Below are 25472 nucleotides of genomic sequence, written 5' to 3'. Positions count from 1 at the left end.
TGACCACCAGCCGCCCGAGGGCCGGGACCGCCAGTCGGTTCCGGCCCTCGCCGTACGGCGACCCCGGCAATCGGGCCGGAACGGCCCGCCCTCCCCACCGAGCTGCGACGATGGCGGGGCACCCCCCGCGCACCCCCCCCGGATCGTGTCGGAACGAGGAGCGCGCCATGCCGGCCAGGACGCCCGGAGGCGGTCATCACGCGTTGGCCGTGCACGAGGTCGTGCTGCTGTTGGAGACCGACACCACCGGCGGGTTGACCGATGACGAGGCCGCCGCCCGGCTGGCCCGGTTCGGGCCGAACGCGCTGCCCGCGACGGCCCGTGGAGGCCCGCTGCGCCGCCTGCTCCGGCAGTTCCAGAACCCGTTGGTGTACATCCTGGTCGCCGCCGGCGTGGTCACCCTGCTGCTCGCCGAGTACGTCGACGCCGCGGTGATCCTCGGGGTGGTGCTGGTCAACGCCGCCGTCGGCTTCCTTCAGGAGTCCAAGGCCGAGGCGGCGCTGGACGCGTTGCGGGCGATGGTGCGTACCGAGGCGAGGGTGGTGCGCGGTGGCCGTCAGCGGCGGGTACCCTCCGACGAGATCGTCCCCGGCGATCTGGTGCTGGTCGAGGCGGGTGAGAAGGTTCCCGCCGACCTGCGCCTGGCCCGCGCCGACGAGCTGCGCGCGGACGAGTCGGCGCTGACCGGCGAATCCCTACCGGTACGCAAGGACGAGGTCGTCGTGCCGGACGAGGCGCCGGTGGCCGATCGGCGCAACGTGCTCTACTCGGGCACCCTGCTCACCGGCGGTTCCGGGGCGGGCATCGTGGTGGCGACCGGCGCGGAGACCGAGCTGGGCCGCATCCACCGCCTGGTCGGCGGCGCGCAGGTCCTGGACACGCCGCTGACGGCGAAGCTGGCCCGCTTCAGCCGGGTGCTCACCGTGGCGATCCTGGTGCTCGCGGCGATCACCTTCGCCGTCGGGCTCGCTCGCGGGGAGGAGGCGGGGCAGACCTTCACCGCGGCGGTGGCCCTGGCGGTGGGGGCGATCCCGGAGGGCCTGCCGGCGGCGGTGACCATCACGCTGGCGATCGGGGTGGCGCGGATGGCCCGCCGCCGGGCGGTGATCCGGCGGCTGCCGGCGGTGGAGACGCTCGGCAGCACGACGGTGATCTGCACCGACAAGACCGGCACCCTCACCGAGAACCAGATGACCGTGCAGGCGATCTGGACCGTCGGCGGGCGGTACGAGGTCGGTGGCGGCGGCTACACCCCCGTCGGGGAGATCAGCGACCCGGACGGGGGGCCGGCCCGCACTGGGGAGGACGGGGCGCTGCGCTGGTCGCTGCTGGCCGGGGCGGCCTGCAACGACGCCCGGCTCGACGAGCGGGAGGGGCGGTGGAGCGTGCTCGGCGACCCGACCGAGGGGGCCATGCTGGTGGCGGGCGCCAAGGTCGGACTCCGCGCCGAGGAGGTCGCCGCCGTCCTGCCCCGCGTGGCGGAGATCCCGTTCACCTCCGAGCGACAGTTCATGGCGACCCTGCACGATCGGCGCGACGGCGGGCGGGTGGTGCTCGTCAAGGGCGCGGTCGAGCGGGTGGTCGAGTGGTGCGGCGCGGCGCTCGACGCCGACGGCGGCACGGTCGCGCTGGACCGGTCCGCCGTGCTGGCCGCCGCCGGGGAGCTGGCCGGCGAGGGCCTCCGCGTGCTGGCCACGGCGCTGCGCCACGTCGACCGTGACGAGGAGCTGACGGAGGAGAAACTCCCCGGCAACCTGGTCCTCACCGGGTTGCAGGCGATGCTCGACCCGCCCCGGACCGCCGCCGCCGAGGCGATCGAGTCGTGCCGGCGGGCCGGCGTCGCGGTGAAGATGATCACCGGGGACCATCGGGCCACCGCGAGCGCCATCGCCGTACGCCTGGGGTTGCTGGCCGCCGAGCCGGGGCCGGGCGACGTGCTGAGCGGCGCGGAGCTGGCGGAGCTTCCCGACGCCGACCGCCCGGCGGCGGTTGCCCGCGCCTCGGTGTTCGCCCGGGTGTCGCCCGAGCAGAAGCTCCGGTTGGTGGAGGCGTTGCAGGCCGAGGGGCAGGTGGTGGCGATGACCGGTGACGGCGTCAACGACGCCCCGGCGCTGCGGCAGGCCGACATCGGGGTGGCGATGGGACGCGGTGGCACGGAGGTGGCCAAGGAGGCGGCCGACATGGTGCTCACCGACGACGACTTCGCCACCATCGAGTCGGCGGTGGAGGAGGGCCGCGGCGTCTTCGCCAACCTGACCAAGTTCATCACCTGGACGTTGCCCACCAACGCCGGGGAGGGGCTGGTCATCCTGGTCGCGATCGTGTTCGGCACGGTGTTGCCGATCCTGCCCAGCCAGATCCTCTGGATCAACATGACGACAGCGGTGTTGCTGGGCCTGACGCTCGCCTTCGAGCCGAAGGAGCCGTGGATCATGGACCGTCCGCCCCGGGATCCGGCCCAGCCGTTGCTCACCGCGGCTCTGGTGGTGCGCATCCTGTTGGTCTCCGTCCTGCTCGTCGCGGGCACCTGGTGGCTGTTCGCCTGGGAGACGGCCGCCGGGGCGGAGTTGGCGCAGGCCCGCACGACGGCGGTGAACCTGTTCGTCACGGTGCAGGCGTTCTACCTGTTCAGCTGCCGGTCGCTGAGCCGTTCGCCGTGGCGGCTGGGGCTGTTCAGCAACCGCTGGCTCATCGGCGGAGTGCTGGCGCAGGCCCTCGCCCAGGCGGCGCTGACCTATCTGCCCGTGATGAACACGCTGTTCCGGACGGCCCCGATCGGCGTCGGCGCGTGGCTGCGCATCCTCGGCATCGCGGTGGCGGTCTCCGCCCTGGTGGGACTGGACAAGCGGTTCGGCCCGTCCGGTCGCCGGCTCGTTTGACGACCGGGAAGGCGAACGCGGTGGGAGAGGGACTGGCCGGCGGGCCGGGGAGCTGAGCCGGCCCGCCGGCCAGCCAGACCTCGTCATACCCCGGAACGTGCGGGGGATTCGCCGCCTGCGGTCATCCGGCGTCCGGTGCGCCGGTTTGCGGCCGTTACGCTGAACGGCGATGGCATACCTGGATCACGCGGCGACGACCCCGATGCTCGACGAGGCGTTGGAGGCGTACGCCGCCACGGCCCGCGAGGTCGGCAACGCGTCCTCGCTGCACGCGGCGGGCCGGCGTGCCCGGCGGCGGGTGGAGGAGTCCCGCGAGCGGGTCGCCGCCGCGTTGGGCGCCCGCCCGTCCGAGGTGGTGTTCACCGGGGGCGGCACGGAGAGCGACAACCTGGCGGTGAAGGGCGTCTTCTGGGCCCGCCGGGACGCGGCGCCGGGGCGCAGCCGGCTGGTCTCCAGCGCGGTGGAGCACCACGCCGTGCTCGACGCGGTGGACTGGCTCGCCGCCCACGAGGGCGCAGAGGTGGGCTGGCTGCCGGTCGACGGTGCCGGCCGGTTGGATCCGGACCGACTCCGGGCGGAGCTGACCGCGCACACCGACCGGGTGGCCCTGGTGACCTGCATGTGGGCCAACAACGAGGTGGGCACCGTCCAGCCGGTGGCCGAGCTGGCCGCGGTGGCGGCCGAGCGCGGCGTGCCCTTCCACACCGACGCGATCCAGGCCGTCGGCCAGATTCCGGTCGACTTCGCCGCCAGCGGCGTCTCGGCCCTGACCGTCACTGGCCACAAGCTCGGCGGCCCGACCGGTGTCGGCGCGTTGCTGCTGGCCCGTGACGTGCCGGCCACCCCGTTGCTGCACGGCGGCGGGCAGGAACGGGACGTGCGCTCCGGTACCCTCGACACCGCGGGCATCGTCGCCTTCGCCGTCGCCGTGGAGGCCGCGGTCAAGGGCCAGCAGGAGTACGCCAACCGGGTCGCCGCGCTCCGCGACGACCTGGTCCGGCGGGTCCGGAAGGCGGTGCCGGAGGTGGTCTTCAACGGGGACCCGACCGACCGGCTGCCGGGCAACGCGCACTTCTCCTTCCCCGGTTGCGAGGGGGACGCGTTGCTGCTCCTGCTCGACGCCCAGGGCATCGCCTGTTCCACCGGCTCGGCCTGCTCGGCGGGGGTGGCGCAGCCGTCCCACGTGCTGATCGCGATGGGCGCGGACGACGACCGCGCCCGTTCCTCGCTGCGTTTCAGCCTCGGCCACACCAGTACCGCCGCCGACGTCGACGCCCTCATCGCGGCCCTCCCGACCGCTGTCGAGCGTGCCCGCCGCGCCGCCGCCCTGCGCATTCCCCGCTGACACCCGGGCGGTCACGCCGGGTCGGGCGGGCTAGGCTCGAACGGGTGAAGGGGGTGTGCCGGTGAGGGTTCTGGCGGCCATGTCGGGCGGAGTCGACTCCGCCGTGGCGGCGGCGCGGGCGGTGGAGGCCGGCTACGACGTGACCGGTGTGCACCTGGCGCTGGCCCGCAACCCGCAGACGTACCGCACCGGGGCGCGCGGCTGCTGCACCCTGGAGGACTCCCGCGACGCGCGACGCGCCGCCGACGTGATCGGCATCCCGTTCTACGTCTGGGACATGGCCGAACGGTTCCACGCCGACGTGGTGGACGACTTCGTCGCCGAGTACGCGGCCGGCCGTACCCCGAACCCCTGTCTGCGCTGCAACGAGAAGATCAAGTTTGCGGCGGTGCTGGACCGGGCCGTGGCCCTGGGCTTCGACGCGGTGGTCACCGGCCACCACGCCCGGCTCGGCCCCGACGGGCTGCTGCGCCGCAGCGTCGACCTCGCCAAGGACCAGTCCTACGTGCTGGCGGTGCTGACCCGCGAGCAGCTCGACCGGTCGATCTTTCCGCTCGGCGACGCCACCAAGGCGGAGGTACGCGAGGAGGCCGCCCGACGGGGTCTCGCCGTGGCCGACAAACCGGACTCGCACGACATCTGTTTCATCGCCGACGGCGACACCCGCGGCTTCCTCGCCGCGCGTCTGGGCGAGGCGCCGGGCGAGGTGGTGGACGCGCTCACCGGTGCGGTCGTCGGCAGTCACCGTGGCGCGTACCAGTACACCGTCGGCCAGCGGCGTGGCCTGCACCTGGACCGGCCCGCCCCGGACGGCCGCCCCCGCTACGTGCTCTCCATCACCCCGAAGACGAACACCGTGACCGTCGGCCCCGCCGAGGCGCTGGAGGTCTCCCGGGTGCGGGCGACCCGTCCGGTGTGGACCGGCGGTGAGCGGCCCACCGCGCCGATCGAGTGCGAGGTGCAGCTACGCGCCCACGGCGACGTGGTCCCGGCCGCCGTGACGCTGGAGGCGGACACCCTCCACGCCGAGTTGCGCCGTCCGCTGCGCGGGGTCGCCGCGGGCCAGGCGATCGTGGCGTACCGGCCGGACCCGGCGGGGGACGTGGTGCTCGGCTCGGCGACCATCACCGGCTGACCACGCCGGTCGGGGCCCGTGCGGGGGACGGACCGGCGCGCAGCGGATACCCTTCGGCCGTGAATGATCAGCCTTGGCCCTGGCCCGCGGGCGCTTCCACCGGCATCGGCTCGCTGCCGGGCACCGACATCGCCGAGGCGCAGCGGATCGTCCTCGGCGAGCTGCCCGCCCTGCCCCACCTGCCCGAACTGCCGGCGCGTGGTCCCGGCGCCGACCTGATCGGCCGGACCGCGGGGCTGCTGGTGGAGCTGCCGGTCGAGCTGTACGCGGCGCGCTGGCGCATCGCACCCCGCCCCGGGCGGGACCTGCGCCGGGCCCGTGACCTCCTGGAACGCGACCTGGACCAGCTCGCCGAGCAGGCCGAGACGTACACCGGGCCGGTGAAGATCCAGGCCGGCGGGCCGTTCACCCTGGCCGCGGCGCTGGAGCTGCCGATCGGTGGGCGGCTGCTGCGCGACCCGGGCGCGGTGCGGGACCTGGCCGGCTCGCTGGCGGAGGGACTGCGGACGTACGTCGCGGCGGTGGGCCGGCGGCTGCCCCGGGCCTCGGTGTTGCTCCAACTGGACGAGCCGTCCCTGCCGGCGGTGCTCGCCGGCCGGGTGCCCACCGAGAGCGGTTTCGGCGCCCACCGGGCGGTGGAGCCCGAGGTCGCCCGGACCCTGCTGCGCCAGGTGGTCGAGGCGGCCGGGGCGCCGACGGTGGTGCACTGCTGCGCCCCGGAGGTGCCGCTGGAGCTGATCCGCTCCGTCGGGGCGGTCGGGGTCGCGCTGGACCTCACGGTGGTCAGCGAGCTGGATCCGCTCGGCGAGGCGATCGACGCCGGGCTGGGGCTGCTGGCCGGCGCCGCGCCCGCGCTGCCGCCGCCGGCCGGTCGCGCGCCGACCTCGGCCGACGTCGCCGACCGGGTACGCACCCTCTGGGACCGCCTCGGGTTCCCGCGTCGGCGACTCGCCGAGCAGGTGGTGGTCACCCCCGCCTGTGGCCTTGCCGGTGCCACCCCGGCGTACGCCCGGGCGGTCCTGGCCGCCTGCCGGGACGCCGGTCGGCGGCTGTCCGAGGAGTGACCCGAACATGACCACCAGCTCCGCGCCGGGGCGCGCCTCCGGATCCCTCTACGGTCTCGCCTACGGTGACGCCCTGGGCGCGCCGACCGAGTTCCTGACCGTCGCCGAGATCCACCGCCGGTACGGCCCCACCGGCCCGCGCGAGTTGGTGGGCGACCCGGCGCTGGTCACCGACGACACGCAGATGGCCCTGGCGGTGGCATGGGCGCTGTACGACGCGGGCGCCTACACGCCGGAGACGGTCGAGCCGCTGCTGCGGCGGCGTTTCCTCGACTGGGCGGTCAGCCCGGACAACAACCGTGCCCCCGGGATGACCTGCCTGCGCGCCTGCGGTGAGCTGAGTCGGGGGCTGCCCTGGCAGCAGGCGACCGTGGCCGGCTCGAAGGGGTGCGGCGCGAACATGCGGGTCACCCCGGTCGGGCTGCTCGACGTCGACCTGGACACCCTGGCCGGGCTGGCGCAGCTCCAGGCCGGTCTGACCCACGGCCACCCCACCGGGCTGGCGGCCAGCGAACTGACCGCGTACGCGGTGCGCCTGTTGCGCGGCGGCGCGGACCTGGCGGAGTTGCCGGCGCTGCTCACCGCGCGGGCCCGTGAGCAGCGCCGGGTCTACCGGGGTGACTGGCTCGGTGACCTGTGGCAGCGACCCGGGGCGGACTCCCCGGCGGGGTTCATCGCCCGGGGCTGGGACGAGTGCCTGCACGCGCTGCACCGGCTCGACGTCGCCCTCGGCCGACCCGACGACGGCGACGATCCCTGCCGGCACACCGGTGAGGGCTGGATCGCCGAGGAGGCCCTGGCCACGGCGCTGCTCTGCGCCCTGCGCCATCCGGACGACCCGCTCACCGCGATCGCCCGGGGCGCCACCACCGCCGGTGACTCCGACTCGATCGCCGCCCTGGCCGGCGCGTTCCTCGGCGCCGCCCACGGCACGGAGGCCTGGCCGGCCCGCTGGTCCACCCGGATCGAGTACGCCGACCAGCTCACCGTCCTCGGCGCGGCCTGGGACTGAACGCGGTCCACCGGACGACCCGGGACGGGCCGGCGTCGGGTGGCGCGCTGACCGGGTGGGCCGGGTGCCGGGCGGAGGCGGCCGGTCAGCGCAGCGGATCCGGGTGATCGCGGCAGGCCCGCCCGGTCAGGTGGGGCTCCGCCGGCCGTGCAGTCGCCGGACCTGCCGCCACAGTTCCGGGTCGCAGGAGCCGGCGCGGCGGGAGAAGTCGCCGGCCGGCACCGGCAGGGGTTCGGCCAGGTCGAGCCAGCTGTCGTGGTCGGCGTCCGGATCCCAGTCGCCGGTGGGGATGCGGACGTGGTCGTCCCGGTCGCTCTTGTCCTGACTGGTGATCTTGAGCACCTCGGCGCTCCGGTCGTCGACCCGCAGCACCAGGCAGGGGCGGACCTTGGAGCCGCTGCCGTCGGCGTACGGGACGTCGGCCCACCAGATCTCGCCCGGCCGGGGCGTACCGGTGGGGGTGCGCGGTCGGGGCGGCGCGGTCGGGCGGGCCCGGTCGCGTGGTGGGGTGCCGCGCTCCGGCCTGGCCCGGTCGCCACCGCCGTCGGACGGGCGGCCGCCCCGGCGTCGCCACTCGTTCCAGGCCCAGCCGGCGACCACGGCCAGGACCACCAGCACCGCCCACCACACCCACTCGGGCATCCGTACCCCGCCTCTCCCAGGCGGCGCACCCGCCGCCGACCTGCGGCGATCGTCGCACGCACGGCCCACGCGCGCCCGTCGGGCACGGCGGGGAGGCGCGGGATTGTCCCACCGGGCCGTTACGGTGCTCCGGTAGCGTGATCACGGTTGGCAGCGGTGTCCGGAGGCGGCAGGGTGTCGGAAGAAGAGATTCCCCATCAGTTCAGCGCCTCGCCGGAGGCGGCAGCCGGCGGCGAGCCCACCCCCGAGGCGCGGGAGCGGCACGCCACGCTGAGTCAGGAGCTGACCGAGCACCAGTATCGCTACTACGTGCTCGACGCGCCGATCATCTCGGATGCCGAGTTCGACCGGCAGTTGCGTGAGCTGGAGGAGTTGGAGGCGCGCTACCCGGCGCTGCGTACCCCCGACTCGCCGACCCAGCGGGTCGGCGGCTCCTTCTCCACCGACTTCGCCCCGGTCGCCCACGCCGAGCGGATGATGTCGCTGGACAACGCCTTCACCGACGAGGAACTGGCCGCCTGGGCGGAGCGGGTCGAGCGGGACGCCGGTGGCCCGGTGCCGTACCTCTGCGAGCTGAAGGTCGACGGCCTGGCCATCAACCTGACCTACGAGCAGGGCCGGCTGGTCCGGGCGGCGACCCGCGGCGACGGGCGGACCGGCGAGGACGTCACCGCCAACGTGCGCAGCATCAAAGACGTCCCGGCCCGGCTGACCGGCTCCGAGGACTTTCCCGACGTGCCGGAGTTCATCGAGGTGCGCGGCGAGATCTACTTCCCGGTCGCCGGCTTCGCCGACCTCAACGCCAGCCTGGTCGAGCAGGGCAAGGCGCCGTTCGCCAACCCGCGCAACGCCGCCGCCGGGAGCCTGCGCCAGAAGGATCCGCGGGTCACCGCGTCCCGGCCGCTGCGCCTGGTGGTGCACGGCATCGGCGCCCGTCGCGGCTTCCGGCCGACGGCCCAGTCCGAGTCGTACGCGGCGTTGCGGGCGTGGGGGCTGCCCACCAGCGACCGGTGGCGGGTGGTGCCCGACCTGGCCGGCGTCGCGGAGTACATCGCCCACTACGCTCAGCACCGGCACGACGTCGCGCACGAGATCGACGGCGTGGTGGTCAAGGTCGACCCGGTCTCCATCCAGGGGCGGCTCGGCTCGACCAGCCGGGCGCCCCGCTGGGCGATCGCCTTCAAGTACCCGCCGGAGGAGGTCAACACCACACTCCGCGACATCAAGGTCAACGTCGGGCGGACCGGCCGGGTGACCCCCTACGCGGTGCTGGAGCCGGTGCGGGTGGCCGGTTCCACCGTCGAGTACGCCACCCTGCACAACGCCCGCGAGGTGGAGCGCAAGGGGGTGCTGATCGGCGACACGGTGGTGCTGCGCAAGGCCGGTGACGTGATTCCCGAGGTGCTCGGCCCGGTGGTCGAGCTGCGTCCCCCCGATGCCAGGCGGTTCGTCATGCCGACCACCTGCCCGGCCTGCGGCACGCCGCTGGCGCCGGCCAAGGAGAGCGACGTCGACATCCGCTGCCCCAACGCGCGCACCTGCCCGGCGCAGATCCGCGAACGGGTCTACCACCTGGCGAGCCGTAAGGTGCTCGACATCGAGGCGCTCGGCGAGAAGGGCGCGATCGCTCTGGTGGACGCACAGATCATCACGAACGAGGGCGACCTGTTCGCCCTCGACGCCGAGCGGTTGGCCCGCTCGCCGTTCTTCGTCAACAAGGACGGCAGCCTCGGCAGCAACGCCACCAAGCTGCTGGACAACCTCGCCGTGGCGAAGGGGCGTGACCTGTGGCGGGTGCTGGTCGCGCTCTCCATCCGGCACGTCGGCCCGACCGCCGCCCAGGCCCTGGCCCGGCACTTCCGCTCGATGGAGGCGATCGAGGCGGCGTCGGAGGAGGAGCTGTCCTCGGTGGACGGCGTCGGCCCGACCATCGCCGCCAGCATCAAGGAGTGGTTCGCCGTCGACTGGCACCGCGAGGTGGTCCGCAAGTGGGCCGAGGCGGGCGTACGGATGGCCGAGGAGGTCGCCGACGAGGGGCCGCGCCCGCTGGAGGGGGTCACCGTGGTGGTGACCGGCACCCTGACCGGGTTCAGCCGGGACCAGGCCGCCGAGGCGATCCAGAGCCGGGGCGGCAAGGTCAGCGGCTCGGTGTCCAAGAAGACCACCTTCGTGGTGGTGGGCGACAACCCGGGATCGAAGGCCGACAAGGCTGTCTCCCTGAAGCTGCCGGTCCTCGACGAGGACGGCTTCCAGGTGCTGCTCGACCGGGGCCCGGACGCCGCCCGGGAGGCGGCCCGGGTCGAAGGGTGATCACTTCGTCCGGAATCAGATCTTGGAGTCGTATACCAACTTAATTACGACTACAACCGATTCGTGACTGTCGCCTGGGGAATCCCGGCACCCAGGGCGTTTGATGGTTGCACGGTGCGCGACCGGCGCACACCGCAGCCGTACGCCCGGGAGGTGCGATGGAGACCGCCGACCCCCGCAACTACCTCCCGTCCGGGCGGGAGGCGCCGTTCGGCGGGTTCGTCGCCGTGGTCGTCGGGCTGGCGGCACTGGTCGGCGTGCCGGCCCTGGCGGGTCTGCCGGACCGGCTCCCCGGGCTGCCGGCGGCGTTCTGGACGATGGCGGCACTCGCCGTCGCCTGCGACGCGTGCCCCTTCGCCCCACCCGGTCGACGGCACACCGCGGCGGTCTTCCCGTCCACCTGCTTCACCGTCGCGATCCTGCTCGGCTGGGGGCTCGCCCCGGCGCTGGCGGTGCAGACCGTCGCGGTCGCCGTCTCCGGATGGCGGTTGCGGCACGCCGTCTGGCGGACCGCCTTCAACGCCGCGCAGTACGCCTGTGCGCTCGGCGCCGCGGCCCTGGTGCTACGGCTCGGGCCCGGTGACCTCGCCGACATCGGCCGGCTGGGCGGCACGGACGTGGCCGTGGTCGGCGCGGCCACCGCCACCTGGTTCGCGGTCAACCACGGACTGGTCGGCACCGCGCTGCGGCTGCGCTTCGGCGGCCGGTGGTGGCCGGGCGTACGGCAGGGGCTCGCCGTCGAACTGCTCGCCACCGGCTCGTTGCTGCTGCTCGCCCCGGTGCTCGTCGCCGCCGCGCGGGCCAGCGCGGCCCTGGTCCCGCTGGTGCTGGTGCCGCTGCTCGCCGTCCACCGGATGTCGCGGCTCGCGGCCGAGCAGGAGCAGCTCGCCGCGCTCGACCCGCTCACCGGCCTGCCCAACCGCAGGGCGTTGCAGGCCGAGGTGGCCGAGCAGGTGCACCTGCACGCCGAGCGGATCGCCCGGGGCGCCCCGGACGCCCACCTCGCCCTGCTGCTGATCGACCTGGACCGGTTCAAGAACGTCAACGACGCGCTCGGCCACGCCGTGGGTGACCGGCTGCTCGTCGAGGTCAGCGCCCGGCTGGGCGACGTCGTCGGCGGGCGGGACATGCTGGCCCGGCTCGGCGGCGACGAGTTCGCCATCGTCGCCACCCGACTGACCGGCGTGGACGAGGCCCGTGAACTGGCCGACCGGGTGGTCGCGGCGCTGGTCGAGCCGGTGCCGCTGGACGGGCTGCCACTGGACGTGGGCGCCTCCATCGGCGTCGCCCTCTTCCCCGAGCACGGCGACGACTACGCCACCCTGATGCGCCACGCCGATGTGGCGATGTACGACGCGAAGCACCGCAACGACACCGTCACCGTGTACGCCGCCGAGTCCGACCACCACTCCGCCGAGCGACTGGGGTTGCTGGCCGACCTGCGCCGCGTACTCGATGCGGGACCGCCCGCGGGGCGGACCGTGCGGGGCGGCGACGGGGCCGCGCTGCCGCCCGGGCTGGGGGCGGCAACGGAGCCGGCGGCCGGACCGGGCCGGCGGTGGCCGCTGCGCCGCCGCCCCCGCAGCGGCCCGGCGCACCCGGACGAGCTGCTGGACCGGATCCTCCACGGGGCGGACCCGACCCGGCCCCGCACCACCCGGCCGGCACCCGAACTGCCGGCGCCGACCGAGACGCCGGACGGGCCCGCGCCGGCCGGGGACGGCGCGGCGGACGTCGGCGACATCACGATGTACTACCAACCGCAGATCGCCATCGCCACCGGCGAGGTGGTCGGCGTCGAGGCGCTGCTGCGGTGGCGGCACCCCCGCCGGGGCATGGTCGACCCCGGCGAGCTGATCCGCCTCGCCGAGCAGAGCGCGGTGATGCGCCTGCTCACCCGGCGGGTCGTCGACGACGTGGTGGAACAGTTGGCCAAGTGGTCGGCGGCCGGCATCACCCTGCGCGCGTCGCTCAACGTCAGCGTCCGTGACCTGCACACCGGTGAGATCGCCGACCGGATCGCCGACCGGCTCGACCGCTTCGGGGTCTGCCCCGAACGCCTCCAGGTGGAGATCACCGAGGGCGCGTTGATGGCCGATCCCCGGCGGGTGCTCACCACCATCACCCGGCTGCACCGGCTCGGGGTGGCCATCTCGCTGGACGACTTCGGCACCGGCTACTCCTCGTTGCAGCACCTGCGGCGGCTGCCGTTGACCGAGGTCAAGGTGGACCGCTCGTTCGTCCTCGGGATGGCCGACGACCCCGACGACGCGGCGGTGGTCCGGTCGATGATCGAGCTGGCGGGCGCCCTGGGGCTGCGGGTGGTCGCCGAGGGCGTGGAGGACGAGCGGACCTGGCGGCTGCTGCACGCGGCCGGCTGCGACGTGGCGCAGGGCTGGTTCCACGCCCGGCCGATGCCGGCCGAGGAACTGACGACCTGGTTGTCCCGGTACCGCCCGGTGCGCCCGGCCGGGGGAGGGGGAGTCGGGGGCGTCGCCGCGACCGCAGGACAATAGACTCGCTCCGGTCACCGCGCGTCATCTCCACGCGACCGCGCGGCCGGCAGCACCAGACGCAGTCAGGACAGCCACGAAGGGGGCACCGATGGCCGCCATCTCCCGCGAGGAGGTCGCGCACCTCGCGCGACTGTCGCGGCTCGCCGTCACCGAGGAGGAGCTGGACACCTTCGCCGGCCAGCTCGACGTGATTCTCCAGTCGGTCGCCCAGGTCGGCGAGGTCGCCGCGGCGGACATCCCGCCGACCTCCCACTCGGTGCCGCTGACCAACGTCCTGCGCGAGGACGTGGTGGTGCCCGGGCTGACCCCGCAGGAAGCGCTGTCGGGCGCTCCCGACGCCGAGGAGCAGCGGTTCCGCGTCCCGCGGATCCTGGACGAGGATGTGGCTTCATGACCGACCTGACCAGAATGACCGCGAGCGAGCTCGCTGGTCTCGTCGCCGCTGGTGACGCCTCCGCCGTCGAGGTGACGCAGGCCCACCTGGACCGGATCGCCGCCGTCGACGGGCGGATCAACGCCTTCCTGCACGTCGACACCGACGGCGCGCTCGCCGCCGCCCGCGCGGTCGACGAGCGCCGGGCCGCCGGCGACGGGTTGGGCCCCCTGGCAGGGGTGCCGGTCGCGGTCAAGGACGTGCTCACCACCCGGGGGGTGCCGACCACCGTCGGGTCGAGGATCCTGGAGGGCTGGCGTCCGCCGTACGACGCGACCATCGTCGAGCGGCTGCGCGCCGCCGGCACGGTGATGCTCGGCAAGACCAACATGGACGAGTTCGCCATGGGCTCCTCGACGGAGTACTCCGCGTACGGCCCGACCCGTAACCCGTGGGACACCGACCGCATCCCCGGCGGTTCCGGCGGCGGCAGCGCCGCCGCGCTGGCCGCGTACGAGGCGCCGCTGTCGATCGGCTCGGACACCGGCGGTTCGATCCGCCAGCCCGGCGCGGTCACCGGCACGGTGGGCGCGAAGCCCACCTACGGCGGCACCTCCCGGTACGGCCTGGTGGCGTTCTCCTCCTCGCTGGACACTCCCGGCCCGTGCGCCCGTACCGTGCTCGACGCGGCTCTGCTGCACCAGGTCATCGGCGGGCACGACCCGCGCGACTCCACCTCCATCCCGGCTCCGGTGCCGGACGTGGTGGCGGCGGCGAGGCTCGGGGCCAGCGGCGACCTGACCGGTGTGAAGCTCGGTGTGGTGAAGGAGTTCACCGGCGAGGGCGCCGAGCCGGGGGTCACGGCCGCGTTCCGCGAGGCGGTCGACACCCTGACCAAGCTGGGTGCCGAGATCGTCGAGGTGTCCTGCCCGCACTTCCGGTACGCGCTGCCGGCCTACTACCTGATCGCCCCCAGCGAGTGCTCGTCGAACCTGGCCCGGTTCGACGGGGTCCGGTTCGGACTGCGCGTCGGCGACGACGGCAACCGGTCGCTGGAGGAGGTCATGTCGCTGACCCGCGAGGCCGGTTTCGGTCCCGAGGTGAAGCGGCGCATCATGATCGGCACGTACGCGCTCTCCTCGGGCTACTACGACGCCTACTACGGGCAGGCGCAGAAGGTCCGTACCCTCATCACCCGGGACTTCACCGCCGCGTTCACGCAGGTCGACGCGCTGATCTCGCCGACCACCCCGTTCGTGGCGTTCCCGCTCGGGGCGCGCACCTCCGACCCGTACCAGATGTACCTGGCGGACCTGTACACCATCCCGACCAACCTGTACGGCGGCCCGGGCATCTCGGTGCCCTGCGGCCTCTCGGAGGGGCTGCCGGTCGGCCTGCAGGTGATGGCCCCGACGATGGCGGACGACCGGATGTACCGGGTCGCCGCCGCGCTGGAGTCCGCGGTCGGCACCTTCACCCCACCGGCACTGTGAGGCAGGAGCACCGATGACCACGACACTGCCCGCGTACGACGACGTCGTCGCGCGCTACGAGCCGGTGATCGGCCTGGAGACCCATGTCGAGCTGGGCACGAACACCAAGATGTTCTGCGGCTGCCCCACCGACTTCGGGGGCGAGCCGAACACCCGGGTCTGCCCGGTCTGCCTCGGGCTGCCCGGTTCGCTGCCGGTGGCGAACAAGGCGGCCATCGAGGCGACGATCCGGATCGGTCTGGCGTTGAACTGCTCGATCGCCGAGTGGTGCCGGTTCGCCCGGAAGAACTACTTCTATCCGGACATGCCGAAGAACTTCCAGATCAGCCAGTACGACGAGCCGCTCTGCGTGGACGGCTACCTGGACGTCGAGGTGAACGGCGAGACCGTGCGGATCGGCATCGAGCGGGTGCACCTGGAGGAGGACACCGGCAAGACGCTGCACGTCGGCGGCGCCACCGGCCGGATCCACGGGGCGACCGAGTCGCTGGTCGACTACAACCGGGCCGGCATCCCGCTGGTCGAGATCGTCACCAGGCCGATCCCCGGCACCGCCGCGCTGGCGCCGGAGGTGGCCCGTGCGTACGTCACCGAGCTGCGTGACGTGATCCGCTCCCTGGGCGTCTCCGACGTCCGGATGGAGGAGGGGTCGCTGCGCTGTGACGTCAACACCTCGCTGAACAGGCCGGGCGAGGAGTGGGGCACCCGCACCGAGACGAAGAACGTCAACTCGCTGCGCTCGGTCGAGCGGGCGGTGCGCTCCGAGATGCTGCGCCAGGCGTCGGTGCTCGACGCCGGCGGGCGGATCACCCAGGAGACCCGGCACTTCCACGAGGACACCGGCGACACCACCCCGGGCCGGTCCAAGGAGACCGCCACCGACTACCGGTACTTCCCGGAGCCGGACCTGGTGCCGCTCGCCCCGGACGTCGCGTGGGTGACCGAGCTGAAGGCGGCCCTGCCGGAGCTGCCCCGGCTGCACCGCCGCCGGCTCCAGCGCGAGTGGGGCCTGTCCGACCTGGACATGCAGTCGGTGCTCAACGCCGGTGCCGTCGAGCTGATCGAGGCCACCGTCGCCGCGGGCGCCACCCCGGCCGCGGCCCGCAAGTGGTGGCTCGGTGAGCTGTCCCGGCGCGCCAACGAGGCCGGCATCGAGCTGGCCGACGTCGGGGCCACCCCGTCGCAGGTGGCCGAGTTGCAGGGTCTGGTCGACGCCGGCAAGCTCAACGACAAGCTGGCCCGGGTCGTCCTGGAGGGCGTGGTGGCCGGCGAGGGCTCGCCGACCGAGATCATGGCCAACCGGAACCTGGAGGTGGTCTCCGACACCGGCGCGCTCACCGCCGCCGTGGACGAGGCGATCGCCGCGAACCCGGACGTCGCCGACAAGGTGCGCAGCGGCAAGGTCGCGGCGGCGGGCGCGCTGGTCGGCGCGGTCATGAAGACCACCCGTGGCCAGGCCGACGCGAAGACCGTCCGTGAGCTGATCCTGGAACGCCTCGGCGTCAAGGGCTGAGGATCCCTGGAACGCCTCAGGGCCAAGGGCTGAGGAGGCAACACAGCACGGAAGGCCGCCGCCGTGACCCGGCGGCGGCCTCCACCGCATCGCACCGCCGAGCAGGCAGCGGGGTCGCGACCGCGCAGCCGCTCCGCCCCGGCGGCGACGCGCGGGTCAGCCGGTCGGGCTGGGCGACAGCGGGCTGGTCGAGACCCGGCCGGGGGAGGTCCCGCCGGGCGAGGGCGACTCCGGGACGCCCCGGGTCGGGGTCGGGGTGACCGGCACGTCGGGGCCCTTCGTCGGGTCCCGGACGACGTGCCGTTCCAGGTTGACCTGGGCCTGACCGGTGCCGCCGACGGTGATGTCGTCGTACGCCTGAAGCCGCTTCTGCTGGTCCAGGTAGAGCACGCTCATCGACAGCGGGGTCGGCTTCTCGCCCTCCAGGCCGCGCAGCCCCGCGCCGCCGGTGGAGCCCTCCACCATCAGCAGGGTGGGCTGCTGGCCGGGCACCTGCGGCAGCTTCGACACCTGCCGGTTGTGGGTGTGCCCGGCGAGCACCAGCGGGCAACTGCCCGAGAGCGGACCCGCCGAGGCCGGATCGTGCACAAGGGCGATGTCCACCGGCTGTGGCGACTTCCGTACCGTTTCGGCGAGCTGCTCGCCGGTCCCGATGACCTGGTCGGCCACCTCTCTGGTGAGCCCACTGCCGGCCGGTGAGGTCTCCTTGTCGGGCGTGAACCGTGGGTCGCCGATACCGGCGATGGTCAGCCCGGCCACGGTGGTGGTCGAGTTGTTCAGCACGATCGCGTTGGGCTGGCGGGCCACCGCCGCCGCCGTACGGACCGAGTCGTGGTTGCCCCGGATGTAGACGTACGGCTTCTTCAGCAGCCCGATCGCGCCGACGTACGAGGCCTCCGGCTCGCTGCCCCAGTCGGTGAGGTCACCGGTGTCGATCACCACGTCGATGCCGAACTGCTCCACCACGGTGCGGATCAGCTGCCAACCGGTGGGGTTGAGGTGCATGTCGGAGACGTGCAGCACCCGGGTGGTACCCGGAGCGGGCTCGTAGACCGGTAGCGCGGACACCGTCGTGTAGAGCTTGCTGACGTTGGCCACCACGCGTTGCAGCTGCTCGGCGTACTTCGTGTAGTCGTTGGCGATCCGCCGCGCGTCACCGACGATCGCCGGGGCGTTGACCAGCAGACCCTCGTACCGTGGCTCCTCGATCGACTGTGGGCGCAGGCTGCCGGCGGCCAGCCCCAGACTCCCGGCGGTCATGGCCAGCGCGAGCCCCGCCGACCAGGCCGTACGCCGCACGTTCCGGAAGATCAGCGCGGCCAGCACCAGGGTGACCAGCACGACCGCGCCGAGGGTGCGCAGGGCGAGCCGGATCACGCCGTCGCGGACGTCGGCGACCGCCGAGTGGCTGGCCCGGCTGAGGCTCGCCGGGTCGTCGATCAGCGCCTCGGTCTTGCGCTGGTCGAGCGCCCCCAGCCCGACGGTCAGGTGGGTCGGCCCGTCGTGGCTGTCCAGTTGCAGGGCGCCCAGCGGCGGGATGTCGACGGTGGTGTGGCCGTCGACCGCCGGGGCGAGCGTCAGGTCGGCCCGGAACGGCCCGATGTCGGTGTAGACCCGGCCGCCGGCCAGCACCCCGATCACCGCGCCCAGAAGGGCGACCAGCAGCACGGCGGCGACCACCCCGGCCCGCCGGGCCGGGCGTGACCGGGCGGCTCCGCGGATCCGGGGCCATCGGGCACGCTCACGCCGGGCCCGGATGTCGTCCCGGGGCCCGCGCTGCTCGTTCTCCTGACCGTCCATGCTCAGATTCTGACCTGCCCACCAGAGGATCTTGGCAAACCCGGCGGAGTGGGATTGTTTCGGCGGTCCGCCGGAGCGTTCAGCTACGGCCGGCGCCGCCGTCGGCGAAGACCAGCCGCAGCAGGCGGTCGTCCTCCGGAGCCGGACGGCCCCGCCCGTCGTGGTTGGAGGTGGAGACCCACACCGAGCCGTCCGGCGCGGCGGCCGCCGCGCGCAGCCGGCCGTACCGGCCGTTCAGCAGCTCGCGCGGCTGGCCGAGCACGGTGCCGGTGTCGGTCAGCTCGACCACCCAGAGCCGCTGCCCGCGCAGGCAGGCGGTGACCAGCAACCGCTGCACCGAGGTCAGGCCCGAGCAGGACGCCTCCGAGGTGCGCCACTGCGCGATCGGGTCGACGTACCGCCCGTTGCCGGCCCGACCCTCGACGACCGGCCAGCCGTAGTTGCCGCCGGCGTTGATCCGGTTGATCTCGTCCCAGGTGTTCTGGCCGAACTCGGTGGCGTACATCCGCTTGCTCGCGTCCCAGGCCATCCCCTGCACGTTACGGTGACCCAGCGACCAGACCGGCGAGCCGGGGAACGGGTTGCCGGGGGCCGGCGTGCCGTCCGCGGTGATCCGCAGGATCTTGCCGCCGAGGCTCGCGCGGTCCTGGGCGGCCTCCCGGTCGCCGGCGTCGCCGGTGCTGACGTACAGCTGCCCGTCCGGCCCGAAGGCGAGCCCGCCGCCATCGTGGGTGCTCGCCCGCGGGATACCGGTGAGGATCGGTGTCGGCGGCTCGCCCAGTTTGAACTTCGCGACCCGGTTGTCCTGCTCCGTGGTGTAGTAGACGAAGACCGTCCGGTCCTTGTCGTACGACGGGGAGACGGCGAGGCCGAGCAGTCCCGCCTCACCGCCGGCGGCCACGTCCGGGATGGTCTGCACCGGGGCGACCCGCAGCCCGTCCGGGCCGGACTCCGGGCCGATCTTCAGGATCCGGCCGCTGTCCCGCTCGGTCACCAGGCCTCCGCCGTCGGGCAGGAAGGCGATGTCCCACGGCACCCGCAGACCGGTGGCCAGGGTGGTGGCCACGACCTGCTGGCCGGCGCCGCCGGGTTCGGCGCTGACCGAGGGGGTCGGCAGGTTGGGCGGCTCGCCGGCCGGGTCCGGCTCCGGCGGGCCGAGGCTGCATCCGGAGGTGGCCAGCAGCAGCGCCGCGCAGGACGCCGCCAGTGCCGCACGGTGGCGGCCGGTGCGGGGGTACGGGGGATGCGCGCTCACCCGGCCCAGCCTAGCCCGAATCGGGGCCTGCGGGTCGTCCCCGGATCGTCCGGGCTCTCAACGGGGCCGGACGGCGAGCAACGCGAGGTCGTCCTCCCGCGGGTACGGGCAGTGCAGCAGCAGGTCGCAGAGGTCGTGGAGCGGCAGGGTGGCGGTACCGGCCAGCCGGTCCACCAGTTCCACCAGCGTCTCGTCGATCGGGCGGTCCCGGCGTTCCACCAGCCCGTCGGTGTAGAGCAGCAGGGTGTCCCCGGCGTCCAGCAACACGGTGCGGCTGCTGCGCGGAAAGGGGCGGGTGAGGCCGAGCAGTGGCTCGTGCCGTCCGTCCAGGTTGTGCACCGCGCCGTCGGCCGTGACCAGCAGTGGCGGCGGATGGCCGGCGTTGCACCAGGTGACCGACAGACCGCCGGGGGTCGGTCTCAGCCGCGCCAGGGTCGCCGTGGCGACGGTGGGGATGCGCAGCCCGGCGATTGTCGCGTCCAGCCTGTTCATCTGCTCGTGCACCGGGTCGGTCCGGCCGAAGGCGTTGCCCCGCACCAGGTTGCGTAGCTGGCCCATGGTCGCCGCGGCCTCGATGTCGTGGCCGGCCACGTCGCCGATGGCCACCATCAGGTCGCCGTCGGGCTGCACGAAGGCGTCGTACCAGTCGCCACCCACCTCGACCCGGTCGGCCACCGGCTGGTAGCGGGCAGCCAGTTCCGCCGCCGGGTACTCCGGCAGCCGGGGCAGCATGCTGTGCTGGAGCACCTCGGCGACGTGCCGCTGCTCGCCGTACATCCAGCTGTTGCCGACCGCCTGCCCGGCGCGGCGCCCGACCTCCACGGCGGTCCGCAGGTCCCGGTCGTCGAAGGGCCGCCGGTCGGGCCCGGCGACCAGGCTGATGATGCCGATGACACCCGCGCCGCCGGGCGCCGGCACGGGCACCGTGAGGTGGGCGGCGAATCCGAGCCGGCCGGCCAGCGCGCGCATCTCCGGCTCACCGACGCCCCGCGCGGCGTCGTCCGCGTCGCCGTGCGTCGGCTGCCCGGTGCGCAGCACCGTCCGGGTGACCGAGTCGGGATCCACGCGCGTCGTCACCAGGTGGGCGAACCGGGCCACCTCGGCGGCCCGGGACGGGTCGCGGTGCACCCCGGTGGCCCGGCGCGGCTTCCCGGCCCGGTCGACCAGCGTCACCACCGCCCAGTCGGCCAGCAACGGCACCACCGCGTCGGCCAGCCGGTGGACGGCCGTGTCCACGTCGAGGGTGCCGGCGAGGGTCTCGCTCAGCCCGGACAGCAGTTCCAGCCGGCCGTGTGCCTCCTCCGCGCGCCGCCGGGCCTCCTCGGCGCCGTCCAGGGCGATGCGCAGCCGCAGCTCGGACGAGCAGGCGGCGGCCAGGTCGGTGAGGGTGCGCAGTTGGGGGGCCGTCCACGCCCGGGGTTTGCGGTCGATCGCGCACAACGAACCGAGCACCCGACCGTCGAGGTCGGTCAGCGGAACGCCCGCGTACGCGACCACCCCCAGCTCGGGGATGGCGAGGTTCCGCCGGACCCGGGGGTAGAGCCGGGCGTCCGGCAGCACCAACGGGATCTCGATGTCGACCACGTGCTGGCAGAAGGAGTGGTGCAACGGGGTTTCCCGACGGCCGGCCCACGGCTCGGGCAGGCCGACCGCGCCGGGGAAGAACTGCCGGTCGGCGTCGACCAGGCAGACCAGCGCCACCGGCGCTTCCAGCAGGTCGCCGACCAGCCGGGCGAAGCGGTCGAAGGCCTCGTCCGGGGCGGCCTTCAGGCCGGTGTCGGCCAGCGACCGGAGCCGGGCCGGGTCGCGCAGCGCGGGAATGTCCACGGCGGCCGGTCGATCGGGTTCCGGGCAACGGGGGGTCATCGGCCTCCTGTCCGTGACGGCACGGTACGCCCTCCGGCGTCTCGGGCACCGTTCATACCCGCGCCGGCGGCGTCGCCACCACGGGAGGATCTTCGCGCCGTGGCGCGGTTGCCGGACCGGGCCACGCCGGGACCGCTATCGTCGGCGGTCGTGAAGGTATGGATCCCCCACCCGGCCGGTGTCGAACTGCTCGGCGAGGTGCCCCCGGGCGTCACCGTCGAGCCCTGGACGGATCCGGCGGCGCCGCCCTCGGACCCGTCGGGCGTCCGGTTCTGGGTGCCGCCGTTCCTGGCCGCCGGGGACGCCACGGCGATGTTGGGGCGGCTGCCCGACCTGGCGGTGGTGCAGCTCCTCTCCGCCGGAGCGGACACCTGGACCGGTCGCGTCCCCGACGGTGTGACGCTCTGCGACGCGCGGGGCGTCCACGACGCCGGTACCGCCGAGTGGGTGGTCACCGCGATCCTGGCCCAGCTGCGCGACTTCCCCGCGATGGTCCGGGCGCAGTCCCGCGGCGAGTGGGCGTACGGCGACGTCGCGCCCACCGACGAGCTGACCGGCAAGCGGGTGCTGATCGTCGGCGCGGGTTCGATCGGCACGGCGGTCCGGGCCCGGCTGGCCCCGTTCGACGTCGAGTTCACCCTGGTTGCCCGGACCGCCCGTCCCGCCGAGGGGGTGCACGCGGTCGACGACCTGTCGCGGCTGCTGCCCGCGGCTGACGTGGTGGTGTTGCTGGTGCCGCTGACCGACGCCACCCGGGGGATGGTCGACGAGCGGTTCCTGGCCGCGATGCCGGACGGGGCGCTGCTGGTCAATGCCGCGCGGGGGCCGGTGGTCCGGACGGACGCGCTGGTCGCCGAGGTTTCCGGCGGCCGGCTGCGGGCCGCGCTGGACGTGACCGACCCGGAGCCGCTGCCGGCCGAACACCCGCTCTGGAGGCTGCCCCACGTGTTGTTGACACCGCACGTCGCCGGCTCGGTGCGCGGGCTGCTGCCCCGGGCGTACCGTCTGGTCGGGGAGCAGTTGCGCCGCTTCACGGCGGGGGAGCCCCTGGCCAACACGGTGGTCGACGGCTACTGATCGCCGGTCAGCCGGCGTCGGGCAGGGTCTGGCCGGTCACCGACACGAGCCGGGGCAGGTCGGTGCGGCGTACCGCGGGCAGGACGATCTCCTGCCCGTCGTCGAGTCGGGCGACCGCCCGGCCGCGCGGGTCGGCGGCCAGCTCGACGATCCGGTCCCACCGGATGCGGCGTTCGCCGGCGAGCGCGCGCAGCCGCAGCTCGCCCGCGTCGGCGTCGGTGCCGGCCCGGTACGCCCAGACGGCGACCGCCAGCGGTACGAGCAGCACCGGCAGCAGATACCAGGCGGCGGTGGCCAGCGGCAGCGCGCCGACAACGGCGACGATGGCCGCCGCCAGGAGGGCCTGGTGGTACCGGAACCGGACGGTGTCGGGGCGACTCACCCTCCGATGATCCCACCTCGGCCCGGCGTCGGGCCGAGGTGGGCAGCGGGACGGCGACCGCCGCCGCAGCGGGGTGACGCGCGTCACTTTCAATGGGGCGTAACCGGAAGGCGCGCGGGTCGTTCGTCGGGGTGACGTGTGTCGGATATCCGTCGCTGTCACGCATCGCCGCACCGCCCCGTGTCCCCCTCACGAAGGCGACCGCCGTGCCACTGTCCTACCTCCTCCGTCGTCCGTCACCCGCGCTGGTCGCCCTGCTGGGGGCGACCGCGCTGCTGGTGGTGGCGGCCCTGGCCGGCGCGCTCCCGTCGCTGGCCGCCGCCACCCTCTCCGGCGCGGTCGGCTGCGCCCTGGCCGGGCTCCGGCTGTCCCGGCTGGCCTCCGTCGGCGGCCGCAGCCGGCGGGCCCGGCGGTGCCGGCGGGCCGCCGCCCAGCTCGACGCCGCGGTCCTGGTCGTCGGCCTGACCGTGGCCGTCCTCCCGCTGGCCGCCCCGTCGCACCGTCCGGAGGTGGCCGCCGCCGGTCTGCTCGCCGCGGCCGTCAGCTACCTCGGTGGTCTACTCACCCTCCCTGGGCACTCCCGGCTGACCGCCCGGGCCCGGCTGCGTCGCGGCGTCGACACGGCCGGTCTCGGCACCGCGCTGGTCTTCGCCGGCTGGGTGCTGCTCCCGCCGGGCGTGGTGCCGGTGCTGGTCCGGGTGGTCACGGTGGTCGGCGCGGTGGGGTTGGCGGGCCTGCTGGTGAGCGCGCTCGCCGATCGGCGGCGCCGGCCCGGCGCGGCGCTGTGCCGGGCCGGCGCGGCGGGCGCGCTGCTCGGGCTGGCCGACCTGGTGGTGCTGTCGAGCTACCGGGCGCCGCAGCAGGCCACCCTGACGGTGGTGCCGTTCCTGCTGGCCGGCGTGCTGCTCACCGCCTACGGGGCGACCCGGGTGGCGGCCGGTGACCCGCCGCTCGGCAACGGACCCGCCCCGGCCTGGCCCCGGGTGACCGCCCCGGCCGCCGTGGCGGGTCTGGCCGCCGGGCACCACCTGTGGGCCGTCGGCGACTTCACCCCGACCGCCGCCCTGCTGGGGCTCGCGGTGATCCCGCCGCTGATCGGTCGAGAGTTGATCACCGCGGCGGACAACCGGGACCAGGCCCGGCAACTGGCCGCCCGGGAGGCGCACTTCCGGGCGCTGGTCACCGGCGGCCGTGACCTGATCCTGATCCTCGACGACGAGCTGCGGGTGCGGTGGCTCTCCGCGGCCGGGCCGCGCTGGTTCGGGCTGCGTGACGACGAGGTACGCGGGCGGCCCCTCGCCGACCTGCTGCATCCCGACGACGTGCCCGCCGCGTTGGCCGCGCTCACCGATCCGGCCGCCGCCCGGCCGCCGCTGCTGGTGGCCCGGATGAGCACCGGCGACGGTGGCTGGCGGGAGACCGAGGCGACGGTGAGCGACCAGCGCGGGGTACCCGAGGTCGACGCGGTGGTGCTGCACGTGCGTGACATCGGCGAGCGCCGCCGGCTGGAGCGGGAGCTGCACCGGCTCGCCGCGGTGGACCAGCCGACCGGGCTGGCCAACCGCCGGGAACTGGTCCGGGTGCTGGGCGAGCGGCGACCGGAGCCGGCGACGCTGCTCCTGGTCGACCTGCACGGCCTGGGCGCGGTCACCGAGCGGTCCGGGGTGATCGCGGGGGAGGCGGTGCTGCGTACCGCGGTCCGCCGGCTGCGCGACGTGGTGGGTTCACGCGACCTGGTGGCCCGGGTCGCCGGAGAGGAGTTCGCCGTGGTCAGCGACCTCGGTCCGGTCCCGGCGTACGCGTTGGGCGGCCGGCTGGTGGCGGCGCTGGCCGAGCCCTGCCCGGCGTCCGGGGAGATGGTCCGGTTACGGGTGAGCGTCGGCCTGGCGGAACTGGCCGGAGCCGGCCCGGAGGACGCGCTGCGCCAGGCGGATCTGGCCCGGCGGCGGGCTGCGCAACTCGGCCACAACCGGGTGGAGTGGTACGACGCCTACCTGGAGGAGCAACTGGTCCGCCGGCTGGACCTGGAACGGGAACTGCCCGGCGCGGTCGCCCGCGGCGAGCTGGACCTGGTCTTCCAGCCGGTCCTCGGGTTGGCCGACCGGCTACCTGTCGGCGCGGAGGCGCTGCTGCGCTGGCGCAGCCCGGTGCTGGGTACCGTGCTGCCGGCCGAGCTTTTGCCGGTGGCGGAGGACCTGGACCTCGTCGGTGAACTGGGGCGGTGGGTGTTGGAGCGGTCCTGCCGGCAGCTCGCCGAGTGGTCGGCCGGGGGCCGGCGGCTCTGGATGGCGGTCAACGTGACACCGCGGGAGCTGCTGGCGCCGGACTTCCTGCCCGGGGTGGCCGCGGTCCTGGCCGCCCACGGCGTGCCGGCGGACCGACTGGTGGTCGAGGTCGCCGAGCACCGGCTCGGCGCCGAACCGGCCACGGTGGTGGCCCGGATGGCCGGGCTGCGGTCGCTGGGGGTGCGGACCGCGCTGGACGGGTTCCGGGCCGAGCAGGCGTCCCTGGCCCAGCTCCGCCGGCTCCCGATCGACCTGCTCAAGGTCCGGCCGCAGTTGGTGGCGACACCGGACGGCCCGGGCCGTCCGATGATCGACGTGGTGGTGAGCCTGGGCGAGCGGCTCGGCCTGACGGTGGTGGGTGAGGCGCTGGAGTCCGACGCCGACGTCGACCTGGCGTACCGGGCGGGATGCCGGTACGGCCAGGGGTTCGCGCTGGTTCGGCCGGCCACCGCCGAACGGGTGGAGGCGTTCTTCGCGGAGTTCCCTTCGGCGTCCCGTTGACCGACGCGTGCGCGCCCGTGTGCG

The 25472-nt window shown here is 74.5% G+C and carries 17 protein-coding genes; 12 read left to right on the top strand and 5 right to left on the bottom strand.

Going from position 1 to position 25472, the window contains the following annotated elements; translation table 11 throughout:
• Positions 1 to 167 precede the first annotated feature (167 nt).
• From E1165_RS04240 to E1165_RS04220, 5 genes are all read left to right on the top strand, one after another.
• Positions 168 to 2879 carry an HAD-IC family P-type ATPase gene (locus E1165_RS04240; protein ID WP_132387894.1) on the top strand — a complete coding sequence of 904 codons (2712 nt, stop codon included), beginning with the start codon at positions 168 to 170 and terminating at the stop codon, positions 2877 to 2879.
• Positions 2880 to 3048: 169 nt separating this feature from the next.
• Positions 3049 to 4224 carry a cysteine desulfurase family protein gene (locus tag E1165_RS04235; RefSeq protein WP_132387892.1) on the top strand — a complete coding sequence of 392 codons (1176 nt, stop codon included), beginning with the start codon at positions 3049 to 3051 and terminating at the stop codon, positions 4222 to 4224.
• A gap of 61 nt (positions 4225 to 4285) precedes the next feature.
• Complete coding sequence (gene mnmA / locus E1165_RS04230) at positions 4286 to 5359, top strand: tRNA 2-thiouridine(34) synthase MnmA (RefSeq protein WP_132387890.1); 1074 nt, start codon at positions 4286 to 4288, stop codon at positions 5357 to 5359.
• A gap of 59 nt (positions 5360 to 5418) precedes the next feature.
• Positions 5419 to 6423 carry a methionine synthase gene (locus tag E1165_RS04225; protein ID WP_132387888.1) on the top strand — a complete coding sequence of 335 codons (1005 nt, stop codon included), beginning with the start codon at positions 5419 to 5421 and terminating at the stop codon, positions 6421 to 6423.
• A 7-nt stretch (positions 6424 to 6430) separates the two neighbouring features.
• Positions 6431 to 7435 (top strand): ADP-ribosylglycohydrolase family protein, encoded by a 1005-nt coding sequence (locus E1165_RS04220; protein ID WP_132387886.1) that lies wholly within the window; start codon positions 6431 to 6433, stop codon positions 7433 to 7435.
• 126 nt (positions 7436 to 7561) lie between these two features.
• Here the strand turns inward: E1165_RS04220 and E1165_RS04215 are convergent, their stop codons facing one another.
• On the bottom strand, positions 7562 to 8077 hold the full coding sequence (locus tag E1165_RS04215) for a type II toxin-antitoxin system PemK/MazF family toxin (RefSeq protein ID WP_132387884.1): 516 nt from the start codon (positions 8075 to 8077) through the stop codon (positions 7562 to 7564).
• 174 nt (positions 8078 to 8251) lie between these two features.
• On the opposite strand from E1165_RS04215, the gene ligA reads away from it, so the two are divergent.
• From ligA to gatB, 5 genes are all read left to right on the top strand, one after another.
• Positions 8252 to 10387: an NAD-dependent DNA ligase LigA gene (gene ligA / locus E1165_RS04210; protein WP_207916546.1), complete on the top strand. Its 2136-nt coding sequence runs from the start codon at positions 8252 to 8254 to the stop codon at positions 10385 to 10387.
• A 158-nt stretch (positions 10388 to 10545) separates the two neighbouring features.
• A complete protein-coding gene (locus E1165_RS04205; protein WP_132387882.1) occupies positions 10546 to 12903 on the top strand; it encodes a bifunctional diguanylate cyclase/phosphodiesterase in 2358 nt (785 codons plus the stop codon).
• A gap of 88 nt (positions 12904 to 12991) precedes the next feature.
• Positions 12992 to 13297, top strand: a complete 306-nt coding sequence (gatC, locus tag E1165_RS04200; protein ID WP_091190253.1) for an Asp-tRNA(Asn)/Glu-tRNA(Gln) amidotransferase subunit GatC — start codon at positions 12992 to 12994, stop codon at positions 13295 to 13297.
• Positions 13294 to 14769 (top strand): Asp-tRNA(Asn)/Glu-tRNA(Gln) amidotransferase subunit GatA, encoded by a 1476-nt coding sequence (gatA, locus tag E1165_RS04195; RefSeq protein WP_132387880.1) that lies wholly within the window; start codon positions 13294 to 13296, stop codon positions 14767 to 14769. The genes gatC and gatA overlap by 4 nt, the downstream gene beginning before the upstream one ends.
• Before the next feature lie 13 nt (positions 14770 to 14782).
• Positions 14783 to 16282: an Asp-tRNA(Asn)/Glu-tRNA(Gln) amidotransferase subunit GatB gene (gene gatB, locus E1165_RS04190; RefSeq protein WP_132387878.1), complete on the top strand. Its 1500-nt coding sequence runs from the start codon at positions 14783 to 14785 to the stop codon at positions 16280 to 16282.
• Between the two features lie 156 nt (positions 16283 to 16438).
• Here the strand turns inward: gatB and E1165_RS04185 are convergent, their stop codons facing one another.
• The 3 genes from E1165_RS04185 to E1165_RS04175 all read right to left on the bottom strand — a co-directional run bounded on the left by E1165_RS04185 (position 16439) and on the right by E1165_RS04175 (position 21203).
• A complete protein-coding gene (locus E1165_RS04185) occupies positions 16439 to 18082 on the bottom strand; it encodes a metallophosphoesterase (protein WP_132387876.1) in 1644 nt (547 codons plus the stop codon).
• 79 nt (positions 18083 to 18161) lie between these two features.
• The gene (locus E1165_RS04180) at positions 18162 to 19337 is read right to left on the bottom strand and encodes a sorbosone dehydrogenase family protein (RefSeq protein WP_132387874.1); all 1176 of its coding nucleotides are present in this window, start codon (positions 19335 to 19337) and stop codon (positions 18162 to 18164) included.
• A 57-nt stretch (positions 19338 to 19394) separates the two neighbouring features.
• A complete protein-coding gene (locus E1165_RS04175) occupies positions 19395 to 21203 on the bottom strand; it encodes a SpoIIE family protein phosphatase (protein WP_132387872.1) in 1809 nt (602 codons plus the stop codon).
• A gap of 150 nt (positions 21204 to 21353) precedes the next feature.
• On the opposite strand from E1165_RS04175, the gene E1165_RS04170 reads away from it, so the two are divergent.
• Positions 21354 to 22280, top strand: a complete 927-nt coding sequence (locus E1165_RS04170) for a 2-hydroxyacid dehydrogenase (protein ID WP_132387870.1) — start codon at positions 21354 to 21356, stop codon at positions 22278 to 22280.
• Between the two features lie 7 nt (positions 22281 to 22287).
• On the opposite strand, the gene E1165_RS04165 is transcribed toward E1165_RS04170, so the two are convergent.
• Complete coding sequence (locus tag E1165_RS04165) at positions 22288 to 22662, bottom strand: PH domain-containing protein (RefSeq protein ID WP_132387868.1); 375 nt, start codon at positions 22660 to 22662, stop codon at positions 22288 to 22290.
• Positions 22663 to 22868: 206 nt separating this feature from the next.
• Here E1165_RS04165 and E1165_RS04160 point away from each other — a divergent pair, with 206 nt between their 5' ends.
• On the top strand, positions 22869 to 25448 hold the full coding sequence (locus E1165_RS04160) for a bifunctional diguanylate cyclase/phosphodiesterase (RefSeq protein WP_243704583.1): 2580 nt from the start codon (positions 22869 to 22871) through the stop codon (positions 25446 to 25448).
• Positions 25449 to 25472 lie beyond the last annotated feature (24 nt).

This window comes from Micromonospora sp. KC723, from assembly GCF_004348595.1.
GTDB lineage: Bacteria > Actinomycetota > Actinomycetes > Mycobacteriales > Micromonosporaceae > Micromonospora.
This window is presented reverse-complemented; position numbering and strand designations above follow the sequence as displayed.